The 16,186-nt window shown below is 65.0% G+C and carries 19 protein-coding genes; 4 read left to right on the forward strand and 15 right to left on the reverse strand.

Annotated elements, in window-relative coordinates:
• Positions 1-10 precede the first annotated feature (10 nt).
• From dapB to AC0NIL_RS03840, 7 genes are all read right to left on the reverse strand, one after another.
• A complete protein-coding gene (gene dapB, locus AC0NIL_RS03810) occupies positions 11-853 on the reverse strand; it encodes a 4-hydroxy-tetrahydrodipicolinate reductase (RefSeq protein WP_275953338.1) in 843 nt (280 codons plus the stop codon).
• Positions 850-2,721: an ABC transporter ATP-binding protein gene (locus AC0NIL_RS03815; protein WP_024502175.1), complete on the reverse strand. Its 1,872-nt coding sequence runs from the start codon at positions 2,719-2,721 to the stop codon at positions 850-852. Before AC0NIL_RS03815 ends, dapB begins: the two co-directional genes overlap by 4 nt.
• A 78-nt stretch (positions 2,722-2,799) precedes the next feature.
• Positions 2,800-3,846 (reverse strand): glucokinase, encoded by a 1,047-nt coding sequence (locus tag AC0NIL_RS03820; RefSeq protein WP_027161200.1) that lies wholly within the window; start codon positions 3,844-3,846, stop codon positions 2,800-2,802.
• A 174-nt stretch (positions 3,847-4,020) separates the two neighbouring features.
• The gene (mepA, locus tag AC0NIL_RS03825) at positions 4,021-5,109 is read right to left on the reverse strand and encodes a penicillin-insensitive murein endopeptidase (protein ID WP_064992720.1); all 1,089 of its coding nucleotides are present in this window, start codon (positions 5,107-5,109) and stop codon (positions 4,021-4,023) included.
• 149 nt (positions 5,110-5,258) lie between these two features.
• The gene (locus tag AC0NIL_RS03830; protein WP_013528620.1) at positions 5,259-6,158 is read right to left on the reverse strand and encodes an SDR family oxidoreductase; all 900 of its coding nucleotides are present in this window, start codon (positions 6,156-6,158) and stop codon (positions 5,259-5,261) included.
• Positions 6,155-7,309 carry a tRNA epoxyqueuosine(34) reductase QueG gene (gene queG, locus AC0NIL_RS03835; RefSeq protein ID WP_275953339.1) on the reverse strand — a complete coding sequence of 385 codons (1,155 nt, stop codon included), beginning with the start codon at positions 7,307-7,309 and terminating at the stop codon, positions 6,155-6,157. The genes AC0NIL_RS03830 and queG overlap by 4 nt, the downstream gene beginning before the upstream one ends.
• Positions 7,290-7,982 (reverse strand): glutathione S-transferase family protein, encoded by a 693-nt coding sequence (locus AC0NIL_RS03840; protein WP_275953340.1) that lies wholly within the window; start codon positions 7,980-7,982, stop codon positions 7,290-7,292. The genes queG and AC0NIL_RS03840 overlap by 20 nt, the downstream gene beginning before the upstream one ends.
• Before the next feature lie 160 nt (positions 7,983-8,142).
• Here AC0NIL_RS03840 and AC0NIL_RS03845 point away from each other — a divergent pair, with 160 nt between their 5' ends.
• Positions 8,143-8,949 carry an undecaprenyl-diphosphate phosphatase gene (locus AC0NIL_RS03845; RefSeq protein WP_013528623.1) on the forward strand — a complete coding sequence of 269 codons (807 nt, stop codon included), beginning with the start codon at positions 8,143-8,145 and terminating at the stop codon, positions 8,947-8,949.
• Positions 8,950-9,031: 82 nt separating this feature from the next.
• Here AC0NIL_RS03845 and AC0NIL_RS03850 read toward each other — a convergent pair whose 3' ends face one another.
• Positions 9,032-9,409: a YraN family protein gene (locus AC0NIL_RS03850; RefSeq protein WP_024502180.1), complete on the reverse strand. Its 378-nt coding sequence runs from the start codon at positions 9,407-9,409 to the stop codon at positions 9,032-9,034.
• Positions 9,402-10,316: a 16S rRNA (cytidine(1402)-2'-O)-methyltransferase gene (gene rsmI, locus AC0NIL_RS03855; RefSeq protein ID WP_275953341.1), complete on the reverse strand. Its 915-nt coding sequence runs from the start codon at positions 10,314-10,316 to the stop codon at positions 9,402-9,404. Before rsmI ends, AC0NIL_RS03850 begins: the two co-directional genes overlap by 8 nt.
• A 149-nt stretch (positions 10,317-10,465) precedes the next feature.
• Between rsmI and AC0NIL_RS03860 the strand changes: the two genes are divergently transcribed.
• Entirely contained in the window at positions 10,466-10,654 is a 189-nt protein-coding gene (locus AC0NIL_RS03860) for a hypothetical protein (RefSeq protein ID WP_013528626.1), read from the forward strand.
• Between the two features lie 73 nt (positions 10,655-10,727).
• Here AC0NIL_RS03860 and AC0NIL_RS03865 read toward each other — a convergent pair whose 3' ends face one another.
• From AC0NIL_RS03865 to rph, 6 genes are all read right to left on the reverse strand, one after another.
• Entirely contained in the window at positions 10,728-11,165 is a 438-nt protein-coding gene (locus tag AC0NIL_RS03865) for an EamA family transporter (protein WP_013528627.1), read from the reverse strand.
• Between the two features lie 25 nt (positions 11,166-11,190).
• Positions 11,191-11,514: a low molecular weight protein tyrosine phosphatase family protein gene (locus AC0NIL_RS03870; protein ID WP_275953342.1), complete on the reverse strand. Its 324-nt coding sequence runs from the start codon at positions 11,512-11,514 to the stop codon at positions 11,191-11,193.
• 3 nt (positions 11,515-11,517) lie between these two features.
• Positions 11,518-12,681, reverse strand: coding sequence for a radical SAM family heme chaperone HemW (gene hemW / locus AC0NIL_RS03875; protein WP_275953343.1), 1,164 nt, complete (start codon positions 12,679-12,681; stop codon positions 11,518-11,520).
• Positions 12,678-13,325, reverse strand: coding sequence for an RdgB/HAM1 family non-canonical purine NTP pyrophosphatase (rdgB, locus tag AC0NIL_RS03880; protein ID WP_275953344.1), 648 nt, complete (start codon positions 13,323-13,325; stop codon positions 12,678-12,680). The genes hemW and rdgB overlap by 4 nt, the downstream gene beginning before the upstream one ends.
• Positions 13,325-13,735: a VOC family protein gene (locus AC0NIL_RS03885; protein ID WP_027161210.1), complete on the reverse strand. Its 411-nt coding sequence runs from the start codon at positions 13,733-13,735 to the stop codon at positions 13,325-13,327. Before AC0NIL_RS03885 ends, rdgB begins: the two co-directional genes overlap by 1 nt.
• 184 nt (positions 13,736-13,919) lie before the next feature.
• Complete coding sequence (gene rph / locus AC0NIL_RS03890; RefSeq protein ID WP_013528632.1) at positions 13,920-14,636, reverse strand: ribonuclease PH; 717 nt, start codon at positions 14,634-14,636, stop codon at positions 13,920-13,922.
• A gap of 158 nt (positions 14,637-14,794) precedes the next feature.
• Between rph and hrcA the strand changes: the two genes are divergently transcribed.
• Both hrcA and AC0NIL_RS03900 read left to right on the forward strand, forming a co-directional pair.
• Positions 14,795-15,892, forward strand: a complete 1,098-nt coding sequence (gene hrcA, locus AC0NIL_RS03895; protein ID WP_027161211.1) for a heat-inducible transcriptional repressor HrcA — start codon at positions 14,795-14,797, stop codon at positions 15,890-15,892.
• A gap of 24 nt (positions 15,893-15,916) precedes the next feature.
• Positions 15,917-16,114: a hypothetical protein gene (locus tag AC0NIL_RS03900; RefSeq protein ID WP_013528634.1), complete on the forward strand. Its 198-nt coding sequence runs from the start codon at positions 15,917-15,919 to the stop codon at positions 16,112-16,114.
• Positions 16,115-16,186 lie beyond the last annotated feature (72 nt).

Consider the following 16,186-nt stretch of genomic DNA (forward strand, 5'->3'; position numbering starts at 1 on the left):
TCAGGCCGGCTCAGCTGAGGCCGAGCACGTCCCGCATCGAATACAGTCCCGGCTTCTTGCCGCGCGCCCAAAGCGCCGCCTTGACGGCGCCCCGAGCGAAGATGGCGCGGTCCTCGGCGTGGTGCGACAGGGTGATGCGCTCGCCGGTGCCGGCCAGCATCACGCTGTGGTCGCCGACGACAGAGCCGCCGCGCAACGTGGCAAAGCCGATCGAGCCCGTCTTGCGCACCCCGGTGTGGCCGTCGCGGACGCGCACGTCGTTGCCTGAGAGCTCGATACCACGCCCGCCGGCGGCGGCTTCACCCAGCAGCAGCGCCGTGCCCGAAGGCGCGTCGACCTTGTGCTTGTGGTGCATTTCGAGGATCTCGATGTCGAAATCGTCGGCATCGAGCGCGCGCGCCGCCTGCTCGACCAGCACCGCCAGCAGATTGACGCCGAGGCTCATATTGCCCGACTTGACGATCGTCGCATGGCGCGCCGCCGCAGCGATCCTGGCATTGTCATCGGCCGAACAGCCGGTCGTGCCGATGACATGGACGATGCGCGCCTGCGCCGCGTAGCCGGCGAATTCGACCGTCGAAGCAGGCGTGGTGAAATCGAGCACACCGTCGGCCTTGGCGAACACCGGCAGCGGATCGTCGCTGATCGGCACGTTGATGATGCCGATGCCGGCCAGCTCGCCGGCATCCTTGCCCAGATGCGGCGAATCCGCCCGCTCGACCGCGCCGATGACCCGCGCGCCTGATATAGAGTGAATGGCGCGGATCAGCGTCTGGCCCATGCGGCCGGCGGCGCCCACCACCACCAGGCCCATATCATTTGCCGGTCCGTCGGTTGCGGGCGTGGCGCTCATGTCGTGCTCCCGGCGATGCTCTGCGTGTCGATGCCTTGTGACAGGCGTTGCGCCGAAGTCCGGATCGGCGCGCTGTCGTCGACAAGCCCCAGACCCTTGACGCCCTGGATGCGGTGGAAGCGGGCATAGACGCTGTGCGGATCGGCCATCAGCGAGGCGTGCGTGCCTTCCTCGACCAGCCGTCCCTGTTCCATGACGATGATGTGGTCGGCATTGACCACCGTCGACAGCCGGTGCGCGATGACGATGGTGGTGCGGCCTTCCATGACCTTTGTCAGCGCCTGCTGGACGCGAGCCTCGGCCTCGTTGTCGAGCGCCGATGTCGCTTCGTCGAGCAAAAGGATCGGTGCCTGCCGCACGATGGCCCGCGCGATCGAGACGCGCTGGCGCTGGCCGCCGGACAGCGTCACGCCGTTCTCGCCGACTGGCGTGTCGTAGCCCTGCGGCTGCTGGCGGATGAAGTCGTCGGCCGCGGCTTGGCCCGCGGCCTGTTCGATCTCGGCATCGGTGGCGCTCAGCCGGCCGTAGCGGATGTTGTCGCGGATGGTGCCTTCGAACAGATAGGGCTGCTGCGAGACATAGGCGATGGAACCGCGCAGCGACTGTTTGGTGACCTTCGAGATGTCCTGGCCGTCGATCTCGATCGACCCCGCCTCGACATCGTAGAAGCGCTGCAGCAGCGCCACCAATGTCGTCTTGCCGGCGCCCGAAGCGCCGACGATTGCCGTCACCTTGCCGGCCGCGGCGACGAAACTCAGATCCTGCAGCACCGGAGCCTCCTCGACATAGCGGAAGGAGACGTTGTTGAAACGCACTTCGCCGGAGGTGAATTTCGCCTCGGCGGCGCCTTGGGCGTCGCTCTGCTGCGGCTCGATGTCGAGAAGCTCGTAGATCATGCGCGCATTGACCAGCGCGCGTTCCATGCCGACCTGCATGCGCGCCAGACGGCGGGCCGGATCATAGGCGAGCGTCAGCGCGGTGATGAAGGAAAACACCGCGCCCGGCGGCTGGCCGAGAACGGTGGCCCGGTAGCCGGAATAGGCGATGACGCTGGCGAAGGCGATGCCGGCCAGCAGTTCGGAAACCGGCGTCAGCCGCTCGGAGACGCGAGCGATCTTGTTCGACCGCTGCTCGGCATCCTCGGCGAGCTGGCTGATCCGGCGCGACAGCTCGTCCTCCATGGTGAAGGCCTTGACGATGGCGATGCCTTGCGTGGCTTCCTGCATGGCGCCGATCAGCCGAGAGTTGATCTGCACCGATTCGCGCGTGATGCGGCGCACCCGGCGCATTAGATAGGTGACGGTCCAGATCAGCGGCGGCCCGATCAGCAGCGAACTCAAGGAGAGTATCGGATCCTGATAGATCATCACGCCGACCAGGCCGACCAGCGAGACGGCATCACGCGCGGTCGAGGTCACCGTCATCGACAACAGGTCGCGAATGCCGTTGACGTTCTCGTTGACCTGCGCGGCCAGCCGCCCGGACCTTGTGTCGTTGAAGAAGGAGACGCCAAGCTTCATCAGATGGTTGAAGATGCGCTGCTGATAGCGCGCCACCAGATTGTTGCCGATCCTGGCCATCGTCACCGCCTGGCCGTAGCCGGCAAGGCCGCGCAGGATGAAGGCACCGAGCAGTGCGGCGCAGATCCATGGGATCAGGTCGCCGCGTCGTTCGTAGAAGATCTGGTTGACGACCGGGCTCATGATCCAGGCGGCAAGCGCCGTCGTCGCCGACACGGTCAGCAGGCAGAGGATGGTGAAAACATACGCGCCCCGATAGTCGCGGCCATTTTCCTGGAGGATACGGCGGATGACCGCCACGATCTCTCCCGCACGGGGTTTCGACAAATTGGGGGGCTGAAATGTCAAATTGGAGCGCTTCGTAGATTTCCGCTTCCCGCGGCCGGGCAATTTGGCACCCCTCTTAACGCCAAGCAGCCAGCTTGCCTATGCCTCGGGGTGACTAACTTCGTCGCGCCAGCGCCGGCCCGAAGTCTGGACACCGAACAGCGAGGGGTTCCTGGCATAGGCGGCAAGGCCCAGAAGTGCGGCCAGCGGATGGGTAATGACATACACCGGCATGGTGCGCATCATCGCGCTGTGCGGCGCCTTGTCCTCGAAAGCGGCACGGAAATTGCCGGCTTTCAGCGCCGGCACGATCTTCTGCGCGATGCCACCGGTGAGAAACACGCCGCCGCGGCTCATGAACACCAGAGCAAGGTCGCCTGCCGTGCGCCCAAGGCAGGTGACGAAGGTCTCCAGCGCTTCCTCGGCAACCGGATCGGTTTTCGCAAGTGCCGCGGCAGTGATCTCGGCCGGCGTGGTGAAGGGCGACGGCTTGCCGTCCGCCTTGGCAACCGCCCGATAGACATTGACCAGACCGCGTCCGCACAGGATCTGCTCGCCCGAAATGCGGCCCTCCAGCTTCTCGATATGCGGAAAAACCTCGAAATCGCGGGCCGAGCGCGGACCGATGTCCATATGGCCGCCCTCGCCGGGCACCGGTATCCAGTGGTGCAGCGCATGGACCAGCCCGGCGACGCCGAGCCCGGTTCCGGGGCCGAGCACGACGCGGCCGGCATTGGGCTCCGGCGTGCCGCCGCCGATCTTTTCCATGTGCTCCTCGCCGAGCGCGACGACGGCCAGCGCCTGCGCCTCGAAATCGTTGAGCACGACGATGTCGCTCAGGCCGAGGCTGGCGAACATTTTTCTCGGCTTGACGATCCAGGGGCAGTTGGTCAGTTCGATCTCGTCGCCGTCGACCGGACCGGCCACCGCCAGCACCGCCGAATTGGGACGCACCGACGAGCGATCGAGCACGGCCGCCTGGATCGCCTCGTCGATGGTGTTGTAGTTCGCCGTCTGGACGATGGTCGGCTCGCCTGCCTCGGAATTGGCGTCGAGCACGATCGAAAAGCGCGCATTGGTGCCGCCGATGTCGCCGATAAGGATCGGAAACCGCAACAAAGTATCGTCGTCGCCTGTGCCTGGCATGCTCTCGTCCGTCTCCGGCGCCACCGACGGCATCTAGCCGTTCTTCCGTTGACTAGCGCATGGGTTTGAAAAGGGAAACGGTTTTCGACCCCGGCGGCGCGCTGAGGCCGGCTGTGCGGCCAAACCGACACGGTTTCGCAAAAATAAGGCCCCGAACCGATTGGGCCGTGACCGTCAGTTTCCTGGCGGCCGCGGTCGCGGCAGCGGCACGCCGGTCTCGGGGGTCGCCGTGAAGGCGTTCACCGTACTTGGCAAGCCGGCGGCGGCCGGCGTGGCGGACAATGACGGCGCTTCGGGTTCGGGTGCGGCAGCCGCGACCGGCACGCCGCCGCCATGATAGGTCGCCGCCTCGGCCGAGGCCGGCCCCGGCGCGTCGAGCACGGCGCGGCATTCGCTCGGCAGGTTCGCCATCGTCATCAGGTCGCGTGCCTTGGGGGCATCCGGGTTCTTGTTGGGCCGCCACGGCTCCTGCGTGAACCACCAGGCCAATGGCTTGCCGCAACCGTCATCGTCCGGCGTCGCTTCCTGCGCCTTGCAGCCGGGGGATCCCGGCTGACAGCCGATGCGCATGTGAAAATGATAGTCGTGGCCCCAAAACGGCCGGATCTTGCGCAGCCAGCCGCGGTCGCCCCTGACGGTGTCGCAGAGTTTCTTCTTGATGCCCGGATTGACCAGGATGCGCTCGACCTGGCTGTAGCTCGCCGCCCGCTTCAGAAGCCTTGTGTGCGCCGGCGTCCACAGCGCGTCCTTCACCAGATGGGTCTTCTCATCGACCATCAAGGTGGCGCTCATCGATTCGCGCTGCGCCATCGACAGCGGGCGGCTGGGCATCGGCGTCAGCCAGATGTCGGCGTCGAGCCCGATCTGGTGCGAGGCATGCCCGGTCAGCATCGGGCCGCCGCGCGGCTGCGAAATGTCGCCGATCAGCAGGCCCGGCCAACCGTCGGCTGCCGCATCGCGCGACAATTTCTCGATCACCGCGATCATAGCCGGATGGCCCCAGCGACGGTTGCGGGACGGCCGCATCACCTCCCAGGTCGGACCGTCCATGGGAATGGCGACGCCGCCGGCAAAACAGCCCTTGGAATAGAAGCCGATCGATTGCGCCGCGCTCGCGGCTGGCAGTTTCTTGGCGCCGAACAGGTCTTTTGCCCGTTCCTCGGCCGCGGCCGGCCGTACGGCTAGACCGGTAAGGACGAACAGGCCGAGAGCGGCCGCCAGCCTGAATTTTTTGCCGAGAGATGGCTGTATCGGTGTTTTCATGAAACCGGATCCCCACCAGGCCGAATCATAGCATGCAACGCGGAACGCTTCGATCGACAGAGCGGTTCACCGAAACGGTGAACCGCTCTATCTCTGTTTTGACGCAATCCCGGACGGAGAACCGTGTCACACTTTTCCTGGAATTGCTTTTAGCGCTTCATCGGGCTGCGCGCCTCGCCGTCGCGCCAGTCGTCGCTCGCCCACATATGGTCGAAGGCGGCGCGGTAGTCCGGAAAGCGCAGGGAATAGCCCGCCGCCTTGATCGCCGCGTTGCCGACGCGCTTGTTCTCGCCATAGAAGGACCGCGCCATGGGCGAAAGTTGGGCGGCGTCGAAAGGAATCTCGGGCGGCGGTTCGATGCCCATCAATGATGCGGCATAGGCGACGACGTCCTGCGGCGCCGCCGGCAGATCGTCGGTGACGTTGAAGATGCCGCCTTTATTGCCTTGGATGAGCTGCCACAGGGAGCCTGCAATGTCGTCGCAATGAATGCGGTTGAACACTTGGTCGGGCTTGACCAGCCGCCTTGCGCTGCCGTTTTCCAGATTGACCAGGGCATTGCGGCCCGGCCCGTAAATGCCGGAGAGTCGCAGGATCGCCACCGGCCGGCGAATCTCGCGGCCCAGCTCCAGCCAGTCCTGCTCTGCCGCCACCCGCATCATCGAACGCTTCGACACCGGCCGGCATTCAGCCGTTTCATCGACCCATGCGCCGTCATAATTGCCGTAAACCCCGACCGTAGAGAGATAGCCGATCCATTCCAGCAAAGGCATTTGAGCGATTGCCTCTCGGGCGGCACCCAGCACGGGATCGCCGGCCTCCTCCGGGGCGACCGAAATCAGCAGATGCGTTGTTTTCCGCAATGCATCGCCAATCTCATCCGTCAGCGCACCGTCGAACAACAGCGGGGCGATGCCGGCCTGCCGTAGCGTCTCGAATTTTTCCGGCGAGCGTGTCGTGCCGAAGATCGTCGCGGCGCCTTTGTTGGCCCGAGCAAAAGCCCTGCCCGAATAGCCGGCGCCGAAGATGAATATCTGCTTTTCGCTCATGCATTCGCCCTGGTTGGCCGCGCCAGACGCCATTCGTCGCGCACGGCTTCGTCGCTCTCGGTTTTCAGGCCGATGGCTGCCCTTTCTGAATATTCGGCGTTGGGCACCAGCCGCGCCAGCGCCCAAATTGCCGCGCCCCGCACCAGCGGGGACGGATCGCCGAGCAGCGCAAGCACCGCGCCGGACAGCGACGCTTCGCCGGAATTGCCGGCGGCGATCAGCACGTTGCGGATGAACCGATCGCGGCCGATGCGTTTTATCGGCGAACCGGAGAAGAGAGCGCGGAAGGCCGCGTCATCGAGACCCAAAAGGTCGGCGAGCGGTGGTTCGCGCAGATCATCGCGCGCGGCGAGTTTTGCTTCCGAAGCCGCCCGGGCGAATTTGTTCCACGGGCAGGCGGCTAAACAGTCATCGCAGCCATAGATGCGGTTGCCGATCTTTTCGCGGAATTCGTGCGGGATCGGCCCCTTGTTCTCGATGGTGAGATAGGAAATGCAGCGCCGCGCATCGAGCCGGTAGGGCGCCGGAAAAGCATCGGTCGGGCACGCGTCGAGGCAGGCGCGGCAGGAGCCGCAATGGTCGATTTCGGCGCGGTCGGGCACGAGTTCGGCGGTGGTGAAGATGGTGCCGAGGAACAGCCAGGAGCCGTGCTCGCGGCTGACCAGATTGGTGTGTTTGCCTTGCCAGCCAAGCCCGGCGGCTTCGGCCAGCGGCTTTTCCATGACAGGTGCGGTGTCGACGAACACCTTCACGTCACCGCCGGCGCGGGCAACGAGCTTGCCGGCGATCTCCTTCAGCCGGCCTTTCATCACATCGTGATAGTCGCGGTTTTGCGCATAGACCGAGATCGCGCCGCGGTCGCGCTTGGCCAGCACTTCGCGAAGATCATGGTCGGGGCCGTAGTTCATCGCCAGCACGACGATCGAGCGTACCTGCGGCCAGAGGGCCGTTGGTTCACTGCGGCGTTGCAGCGTCTCGGCGATCCAGTCCATCGAGCCGTGAAAGCCGTCGGCGACGAATTCGGCCAGGCGCGCCGGCGCCAGCGGGATCGCATCGGGGGAGGTGACGGCGACGGCATCGAAGCCGGCGCGCTGCGCCTCCGCGTCGATCAGCGCGCGCAGTTTTGCGGCGTCAGAAGTCGAGGTCCGCATAATGCGACACCGGTGACAGGCCGCGCACCCGGTCGGTCAAAAGCGGCCGGAAGGAAGGCCGCGACTTGACCCGCGTGTACCATTCGCGTGCAGCGCTGTGCTCGCGCCAGTCGATCTCGCCGAGATAATCGAGCACCGACAGCGTCGCCGCGGCCGCGAGATCGGCATAGGTGACCCTCGAGCCGGCCAGCCAATGGCGGGTGCCGGCCAGCCAGTTGGTGTATTTCATGTGCTGGCGGATGTTGGCGCGCGCCGCACGGATCGCGCCCGAGTCGGGCGAGCCGCCGCCCGCCATTTCCGGCATGACCGGCTTCAGCACGCGCTCACGCACCAGATGGCGGGTGACTTCGCTTTCAGCCTTGTTGAGATACCAGTCGATGAGCCGGCGGATTTCGGCGCGCTGCATCGGGTCCTCGGCGAACAGCCGCTTGTCGCGCTTCAGCACGCCGCGCGTTTCATCGAGATATTCCGATATGACCGTCGCGCCGACGATCGGCACGTCGCCTTCGGCCAGCAGGATCGGCAGCGTGCCGGCCGGGTTCAGCGCCAGGAACTCCTTGCGCCGGGTCCACGGCTTTTCCTCGATCAGGGCCAGCTCCTCGCCATACTCGCCGAAAGCGAGGCGGACGAAGCGACAGGTGGCGAACATGGGATGGTGGAAAAGCGTCAGCATGGTTCCGCGATGATAAAGCGCACTGGCGAATCGCAGGGCGCACCGGTAAGTCTTGGCCGCCCGGTTAGCGGGCCGTCAGGGTGTTGCGACCTATAGGGGGACTTCAACGCCATGACAAGCAAGCCCTTCTGTCAGCCGTCACGCCAATGCCGAGGTAGCCATGGAAAGCCAGACCATCGTCGAAGCCCTGCTGCTCGGCCTGCTGGAGGGGCTGACCGAGTTCATACCGGTGTCCTCGACCGGCCATATCCTGCTCGCTGGCCATTTCCTCGGCTTCCACTCGACCGGCAAGGCCTTCGAGATCCTGATCCAGCTCGGCGCCATCCTGGCGATCCTCAGCGTTTATTTCCGCCGCCTCTGGAAAATGCTGCTCGAACTGCCGCACGACCGACTGACCAGGCATTTCGTCATCGGCATCCTCATCGCCTTCCTGCCGGCGGCATTCATCGGCGCGCTGGCGCATGATTTCATCAAGACGGTGCTGTTCGAATCGCCAAGGCTGATCTGCATCATGCTGATCATCGGCGGCGTCGTGCTGCTGGTGGTCGACCGCATGAACCTCAAGCCGGTTTATCGCGACGTCGAGCGCTTCCCGACCCGGCTTTACCTGCAGATCGGGCTTTTCCAGTGCCTGTCGCTCATTCCCGGCACATCGCGTTCGGGCTCGACCATCGTCGGCGCCCTGCTTTTGGGCGTCGATAAGCGCGCGGCCGCTGAATTTTCCTTCTTCCTTGCAATCCCGACCATGGTCGGCGCCTTCGCCTTCGACCTGTTCAAGAACCGCAACGTGCTGAGCAGCGCCGACCTGCCGATCATCGCCGTCGGCTTCGTCGCCGCCTTCGTCACGGCGCTCATCGTCGTGCGCTTCCTGCTCGATTACGTCTCGCGCAAAGGTTACTCGCTGTTCGGCTGGTGGCGGCTGGTGGTGGGCGGTGTCGGGTTGGTGGCGTTGATGATCTGGGGGTGAGGAGTGTTCCGCGTAGCGGCCCTCACGCTTCGTCATCCACGGGCTCCGCCCGTGGATGACGAATGAAGGAGGGCTGCCCCCTCTAACTCTTCCCATAAAACGCGTTCTCGACATGCACCGGCCAGCGCCAGGGCAGCACGGCGACCATGTCGAAGCGCATCGACAGCCTGCCGTAGTCCGCTTGGCGCGAGAGCCAGATGTCGGCCGCGCCTTCTATGCGACGCTCCGATTCGTGACCGATCGCCTCCATGGCTTCCATCAGCGACCGGCGCGCCTTGACCTCGACGAACAGCACCAGGTCGCCGCGCCGCGCGATCAGGTCGATCTCGCCGAAGCGCGTGCGGTGGCGGCGGGCGAGAATGCGATAGCCTTTCAGCATCAGCGCTACCGACGCCAGCCATTCGCCGCGATGGCCGCGCCGATAGGCTTTCTGGCGGCTGGCGCTCGGGCGTTCAGCCACCGCCGCTTTCTCCCGAAGCTTCCTTGAGCTCCAGCAATCGCCGGTACAGCGCCTGTTTCTGGCCGCCGGTCATCTTCGCGGCTTCCGCCGCCGCCTTGGAGGCCGGCATTTCGGCGGCAAGCGACAGAAGCAGACGGTCGATGTCGGCGGGTTCGTCGACCCTGGCCTCGGCCGGAGCGACGCAGACGACGATCTCGCCCTTCGGCGTATCGGCCGCGGCATAGTGGTCGGCCAGCGCCTGCAGCGTGCCGGTTCGCATCTCCTCGAAGGTCTTGGTCAATTCCCTGCCGATCGCGGCCTTGCGCTCGCCGCCCAGCGCTTCGACCATGGCACCGAGGGATTCGGCCAGCCGGCGCGGCGATTCGAAGAAAATCAATGTCGCCGGCACGGCTTTCAGTGCCTCCAGCCGCGTCAGCCGCTGCCCGGTCTTCACCGGTAAAAATCCGGCGAACATGAAGGCATCGGAGGGCAGGCCGGATGCGGTCAACGCCGCGAGCGGCGCCGATGGGCCGGGGATAGGCACGACGCGAATGCCGTGGTCGAGCGCCTCGCCGACCAGCCGGTAGCCGGGATCGGACACCAGCGGCGTGCCGGCATCGGAGATCAGCGCCACGCTCTGTCCAGCCTGCAGCGCCGCGATCAGCTTCGGCCCGGCCTCGCCTGCATTATGCTCATGATAGGCTGTGGTGCGGCGGCGGATGCCATAACGGTCGAGCAGCACGCGCGACACCCGTGTGTCTTCGCAAGCGACGATGTCGGCGGCGGCCAGCGTCTCCAGCGCGCGCAGCGTGATGTCGGCGAGATTGCCGATCGGCGTCGCCACCAGATAGAGCGCCGGTTCCAGCGGCCGGGCCGCGATCTCGGTCTGCCCGACCACATAGCTGCGCTTACCCGTCTCTGCGGTCACTGATCAAGTCTCCGTTCGACCCTGTTTGGCACGGCTGACGCGGGCTTGCAAAAGCCGACGCCGATGTAAGGAATTCGCCTTTCCTTTGCCACAGTGGGGAACCAAACCGGCGTTGGCAGATTAGCCCCCTGATTCCGGAGGAGGACAGGATGGACAGCCTCAAGATACAAGACGCTTTCGAACCCTACTATGCCGGCCGCAACCGCGTTGCCACCCCCAGGGACAAGCGCCCGTCTGCCAAGACCGAGCACAGCCTGACCGAAGAGCGCGTCGCCAGCACCTTGCCGACGAACGTCAGCCTTTCCGACAACAAACCCGACAGCACGACGGAGCACTGACCGGACGATGCCCAATCGCTTCGATATCTTCATCACCCGTCTTGAAACGAAGAACGCACGCCATGGCGCGCAACTACCCTCGATAGGCGACCAGCACAGCACCCGCCGCGATAAGGGCGACGCCAAGCCAGTTCGCTCCGGACAACCGCTCGCCGAGAAAGGCCGCGCCAAACACCGCCACAAGCACGACGCTTAGCTTGTCGATCGGCGCCACCTGCGCCGCATTGCCGATCTTCAGGGCGCGAAAATAGCAGAGCCATGAAGCGCCGGTCGCCAGACCGGACAGGGCGAGGAAAGCCCAGGTCTTTCCCGAGATCGTAGCCGGCGACTGGAACTGGCCGCTGGCGAGCAGGATGGCACCGAGCACGATCAGGATGATGATCGTGCGGATGAAGGTGGCGAAATCGGAATTGATGTTCTCGATGCCGACCTTGGCGAAGATCGCCGTCAGGGCAGCGAATGCAGCCGAGAGCAATGCCCAGAATTGCCAGGAGGATACGGTCAGGTTCATCAAGGTGGCCTTCGCGGATGACGTCTCAACCGAGATACCGCGAAACGCGCGCCTTCAGAAGGCCAATCAACTCCAGATCCATGAATTCATAATTGTCAGGTATGTCGAGGCAGATCACACGCACCTTCTTCAGGCTGGCCTTGAATTTCTTCTGCAGCTTGGTGCGGTGCGCCTTTTCCATGACGAAGATGATGTCGGCCCAAGCGACCAGCTCATGCGTCAGCGGCGTGTCGGCATCGTGGTTGGTTCCGGCCGAGGCCACCTCGATATCGCGGCGCGTTGAAAACACCTGTTCGGCGGTCGGGCTGCGCAAGCGGTTCTGGCTGCAGACGAAAAGGACGTTCTTCAAGGGTTAGCGCGCCAGATCGGCGACCACCGCGTCGAGCACGATCATGCCGGCGGCCGTGGCACGCAGGCGCGCATTGCCGATCGGCGCCACCAGCCCTTCGCCCTGCAGCATCGACAACCGCTCGCTCGACAGGCCGCGCCCGGAGAACGCCTCGTAGCGGGCGAGGTCGATGCCTTCGGCCAGCCGCAGGCCCATCAGCAGGAATTCGTCGGCCTCTTCCGAACGCGTCAGGATCTCGCCGCCGGTGACGCCATGGCCCTTGGCCTCGACCAGATTGGCCCAGGTTTCCGGCATCCGCTCGGCGATTGTCACCGTGCGGCGGCCGTTCTCGACGAAGCGGCCATGCGCGCCCGGCCCGACGCCGACATATTCGCCATAGCGCCAGTAGGTCAGGTTGTGCCGGCTCTCGGCGCCCGGCCTGGCGTGGTTGGAAATCTCGTAGGCCGGCAGGCCGTGCGCCGTGGTGATCTCCTGCGTCAGCGCATAGAGGTCGGCGGCATGGTCGTTGTCGGGGATGACGAATTTCTTTGCCGCATGCAGCGCGTGGAAGGGCGTGCCTTCCTCGATGGTCAACTGGTAGAGCGACAGATGGTCGGCGGCATGGCCGATCGCCTGTTCCAGCTCCGATGCCCAAGCCTCCGGCGTCTGGCCGGGGCGGGCGTAGATCAGGTCGAAGGACAGCCTTGGGAATATTTCTCGCGCGAAGCCGATGGCGTGCAGGGCCTGTTCGACATTGTGCAAACGGCCGAGGAAGCGCAAATCCTTGTCGTTCAGCGCCTGCACGCCGAGCGACACGCGATTGACCCCGGCTGCCCGATAGCCGCGAAAGCGCTCGGCCTCGACCGAGGACGGATTGGCCTCCAGCGTCACCTCGATGCCGGCAGGCACAGTCCAGTTCTTCGCCACGGCGTCCAGAACCCTGGCCACGGTTTCCGGCTCCATCAGCGAGGGCGTGCCGCCGCCTAGAAAAACGCTGGTCACCTCGCGCGGCCCGGTGCGCTCGCGCATCGTCGCCAGTTCGGCCTCGAAGGCGGCGGCAAAGCGCTCCTGGTCGACCGGCTGGTGGCGGACATGGCTGTTGAAGTCGCAATAGGGGCATTTGGCCGCGCAGAACGGCCAGTGGACATAGACGCCGAAGCCGGGCGTCCGGTCGAGCAGCATGCTCATGCCGAGCCCAATCTCGCCTTGGCGAATTTCTGGAAGGCGCGGGCGCGGTGCGACAGCGCCGTCGGCTGGCCGGGCTTCCAGCCATGCTTTTCCTCGGCGCTCATTTCGCCGAAGGTTTTTTCGAAGCCATCGGGCAGGAACACAGGATCATAGCCGAAGCCGAGCTCGCCGCGCGGTGGCCAGACCAGCGTGCCTTCGGCCTCGCCGCGATAATATTCCGCCTCGCCGTCGGGAAACGCCAGGCAGATGACGGCGACAAAGCGTCCCTTGCGCTGTTGCGGCAAGGCCGCTCCGACTTCCTGCAGCGCCACTTCGGTGCGTTGCATGGCCATGCCGAAGTCACGCGAACCGTCCGGGGTTTCGGCCCAGTTGGCGGTGTAGACGCCGGGCGCGCCGTCAAGCGCGTCGACGCACAGGCCGGAATCGTCCGACAGCGCCGGCAGGCCGGTCGCCTTGGCGGCGGCGAGCGCCTTGATGTAGGCGTTCTCCTCGAAGGTGGTGCCGGTCTCGTCCGGCTCCGGCAGGCCATACTCCCTGGCCGACTTCGCTTCGAAGCCGAACGGTCCCATCAGGTCGGCGAATTCGCGCAGCTTGCCCTCATTATGGCTGGCGACGACGATCTTCTTGCCATCGAGAGAATGCATCAAAGGCCCCAGATTCTTGGCTCGGCAAATTCGATCGAATTGCCCGAGGGGTCGCGTATATAGATCGAACGGCCGCCCTGCGGCCACTCGAATTCGCTCTCGATGGCGATCTTCTTTGCCTCCAGATGGGCTTTCCAGCCGGCGATTTCATCGGCGGTCGCCGTAAAGCAGAGATGACCTTGGCCGACCGCGCCGTGCGGTGGCACCGGCAGCCTCGCGCCGGGCGCCGGCGGGATTTTGGTTGCCTCGGCGTTGAAGACGAGCAGCACGCCGGGGCCGCAGCGGAAGAACAGGTGCCTGCCGTCGACCTTGCCGAGGAGATTGAGGCCGAGGATGTCGGTGTAGAAGGTTTCGGCGGCGGGCAGGTCTGTGACGTAGAGGGCCGATTCCAGGATGGCGGAGGGTGTCACGAGGCGCCCCCCTCTGGCCTGCCGGCCATCTCCCCCTCAGGTGGGGAGATTGGCAGCTTCTGCATTGTCGCGCACCCTACAACGCCGGAGATTGGCGAAGCCCTAGACGACATCCGATCTCCCCACTTGTGGGGGAGATGGCCGGCAGGCCAGAGGGGGGCGCTCAGGCTCGACATCTAAAAAACTAAGCCACTGCCATCTGCTGCAAACTCACCAGGCGCTGGATGCCTTTCTTGGCCAGGCCCATCAGGTCCGCGAACTGCTCCTCGGAGAAAGGCTCGCCCTCGGCGGTGCCCTGGATCTCGACGATGCCACCCTTGCCTGTCATGACGAAATTGGCGTCGGTGCCGGCCGCGGAATCCTCGATATAGTCGAGGTCGATGACCGGCTGGCCGTCATGGATGCCGCAGGAGATCGCAGCGACATGATCCTTCAGCACCTTGGCGACGCTGGCCATCTGGCGCGCTTCCATCCAGCGCAGGCAGTCATACAGCGCCACCCAGCCGCCGGTGATCGAGGCGGTGCGGGTGCCGCCATCGGCCTGGATGACGTCGCAGTCGACGGTGATCTGCTGTTCGCCCAGCGCCTGCAAATCGACCACGGCGCGCAAGGAGCGGCCGATCAGCCGCTGGATTTCCAGCGTGCGGCCGCCCTGCTTGCCGGCCGAAGCCTCACGGCGCATGCGCTCGCCGGTCGAGCGCGGCAGCATGCCGTATTCCGCCGTCACCCAGCCCTTGCCGGAGTTGCGCATCCAACCCGGCACTTTTTCCTCGAGGCTGGCCGTGCACAGGACATGCGTGTCGCCGAACTTCACCAGGCATGAGCCTTCGGCATGCTTGGAGACGCCACGCTCGAAGGAGATGGCACGCATTTCGTCGAATTGGCGTTTGGAAGGGCGCATTCAGGGCTGCTTTCTTGTCATTTTTTCGGAATCTTGGCCGGCTTGTAACCGCATGGGACGCGTGGCGCAAAGGAAAATGGCCTGACGATCGGACACAGACACCGGGTTGCGCGGGTGCGGTGTAAGTCTGTATCCTTGGGCCGGAGGTTTTTGGCCGTATGACCAAGGCAGTCGATCCGAGTTCGCAGTCGCCCGCGCTTCAGTCGCCAGTATTCCAGGCGCTCGACATGCGTTCCCGCGACATCTTCCGGCGCATCGTCGATTCCTATCTCAGGGACGGTGAACCGGTGGGATCGCGCAGCCTGTCGCGTATCCTGCCGTCTTCACTGTCGCCGGCGACCATCCGCAACGTGATGAGCGACCTCGAGCATCTCGGCCTGATCTACGCGCCGCACATTTCGGCCGGCCGGCTGCCGACGCAGGCCGGCCTGCGTTTCTTCGTCGATGCCTTCATGGAGCTTGGCGACCTTTCCGACGAGGAGCGCCGCGCCATCGAGGCACAGGTGCGGGCGTCCGGTTCCGGTGCGACGCTGGAGCACATGCTGACCGAGGCCAGCCAGATGCTGTCGGGCATGTCGCGCGGCGCCGGCCTGGTGCTGGCCGCCAAGAACGAGGTGGCGCTGAAGCACATCGAATTCATCCAGCTCGAACCGACCAAGGCGCTGGCGGTGCTGGTGTCGCAGAATGGCGACGTCGAGAACCGCGTCGTCGACCTGCCCGCCGGCATCACCGTCTCGCAACTGCACGAGGCCTCGAATTTCCTCAACGCCCATATACGCGGCCGCACGCTTGCCGAGGCGCGGATCGAGATCGCTCGCATCAAGGAAGAAACCAGGGCCGCGCTCGACACGCTGTCGCAGGACCTGGTGGAGAAGGGGCTGGCGGTGTGGGCCGGTGCCGACAGCGGCCTGCCGGCACGGCTCATCGTGCGCGGGCGTGCCAATCTGCTTGAAAACGTCACCGCCCAGGCCGACATCGAGCTGCTGCGCCATCTGTTCGAGGACATGGAGACGCAGGACGGGCTTATCCAGCTGCTTGACCTCGCCGAGCAGGGCTCGGGTGTGCGCATCTTCATCGGCTCGGAAAACAAGCTGTTTTCGCTGTCGGGCTCGTCGCTGGTCGTCGCCCCCTATCGCGACAAGGATGCCCGCGTCGTCGGCGCGCTCGGCGTCATCGGCCCGACCCGGCTGAATTACGCGCGCATCGTCCCAATGGTCGACTATACGGCGCAGCTGATTTCACGCATGCTGCGCTGAGCTGATCCAACCGAGGAGACGACGATGGCGCTCGAAGAATTCAAGGCCCGGATCAGCCTGCTGCTGGAGGAGATGGTCAACCAGCCGGAAGACCAGCACGAGATCCAGGAGCAGCTGCGCGAAAAGCTACGGGAAATGCGCGCCATGGGCCTGCCGCTGCCGGCTGACCTCGTCGAGTTGGAAAAACGCCTCGACGACGATTTCTACGCCGCCGGGACCTGAACCGGAAAACCGCAAGCTTCCTTCACCTCATCGTGTGCCGTGGAACGATCGACGAAACCGGTCGTTCCTGTT

The sequence above is a fragment of the Mesorhizobium sp. WSM1343 genome, from assembly GCF_055901535.1.

Excerpts from the sequence above, each read along its gene's own strand:
- dapB (WP_275953338.1), bottom strand. The coding sequence starts at position 853 with ATGAGCGCCACGCCCGCAACCGACGGACCGGCAAATGATATGGGCCTG.
- AC0NIL_RS03820 (WP_027161200.1), bottom strand. The coding sequence starts at position 3,846 with ATGCCAGGCACAGGCGACGACGATACTTTGTTGCGGTTTCCGATCCTT.
- mepA (WP_064992720.1), bottom strand. The coding sequence starts at position 5,109 with ATGAAAACACCGATACAGCCATCTCTCGGCAAAAAATTCAGGCTGGCG.
- AC0NIL_RS03830 (WP_013528620.1), bottom strand. The coding sequence starts at position 6,158 with ATGAGCGAAAAGCAGATATTCATCTTCGGCGCCGGCTATTCGGGCAGG.
- queG (WP_275953339.1), bottom strand. The coding sequence starts at position 7,309 with ATGCGGACCTCGACTTCTGACGCCGCAAAACTGCGCGCGCTGATCGAC.
- AC0NIL_RS03840 (WP_275953340.1), bottom strand. The coding sequence starts at position 7,982 with ATGCTGACGCTTTTCCACCATCCCATGTTCGCCACCTGTCGCTTCGTC.
- AC0NIL_RS03845 (WP_013528623.1), top strand. The coding sequence starts at position 8,143 with ATGGAAAGCCAGACCATCGTCGAAGCCCTGCTGCTCGGCCTGCTGGAG.
- AC0NIL_RS03860 (WP_013528626.1), top strand. The coding sequence starts at position 10,466 with ATGGACAGCCTCAAGATACAAGACGCTTTCGAACCCTACTATGCCGGC.
- AC0NIL_RS03865 (WP_013528627.1), bottom strand. The coding sequence starts at position 11,165 with ATGAACCTGACCGTATCCTCCTGGCAATTCTGGGCATTGCTCTCGGCT.
- hemW (WP_275953343.1), bottom strand. The coding sequence starts at position 12,681 with ATGAGCATGCTGCTCGACCGGACGCCCGGCTTCGGCGTCTATGTCCAC.
- rdgB (WP_275953344.1), bottom strand. The coding sequence starts at position 13,325 with ATGCATTCTCTCGATGGCAAGAAGATCGTCGTCGCCAGCCATAATGAG.
- rph (WP_013528632.1), bottom strand. The coding sequence starts at position 14,636 with ATGCGCCCTTCCAAACGCCAATTCGACGAAATGCGTGCCATCTCCTTC.
- hrcA (WP_027161211.1), top strand. The coding sequence starts at position 14,795 with ATGACCAAGGCAGTCGATCCGAGTTCGCAGTCGCCCGCGCTTCAGTCG.
- AC0NIL_RS03900 (WP_013528634.1), top strand. The coding sequence starts at position 15,917 with ATGGCGCTCGAAGAATTCAAGGCCCGGATCAGCCTGCTGCTGGAGGAG.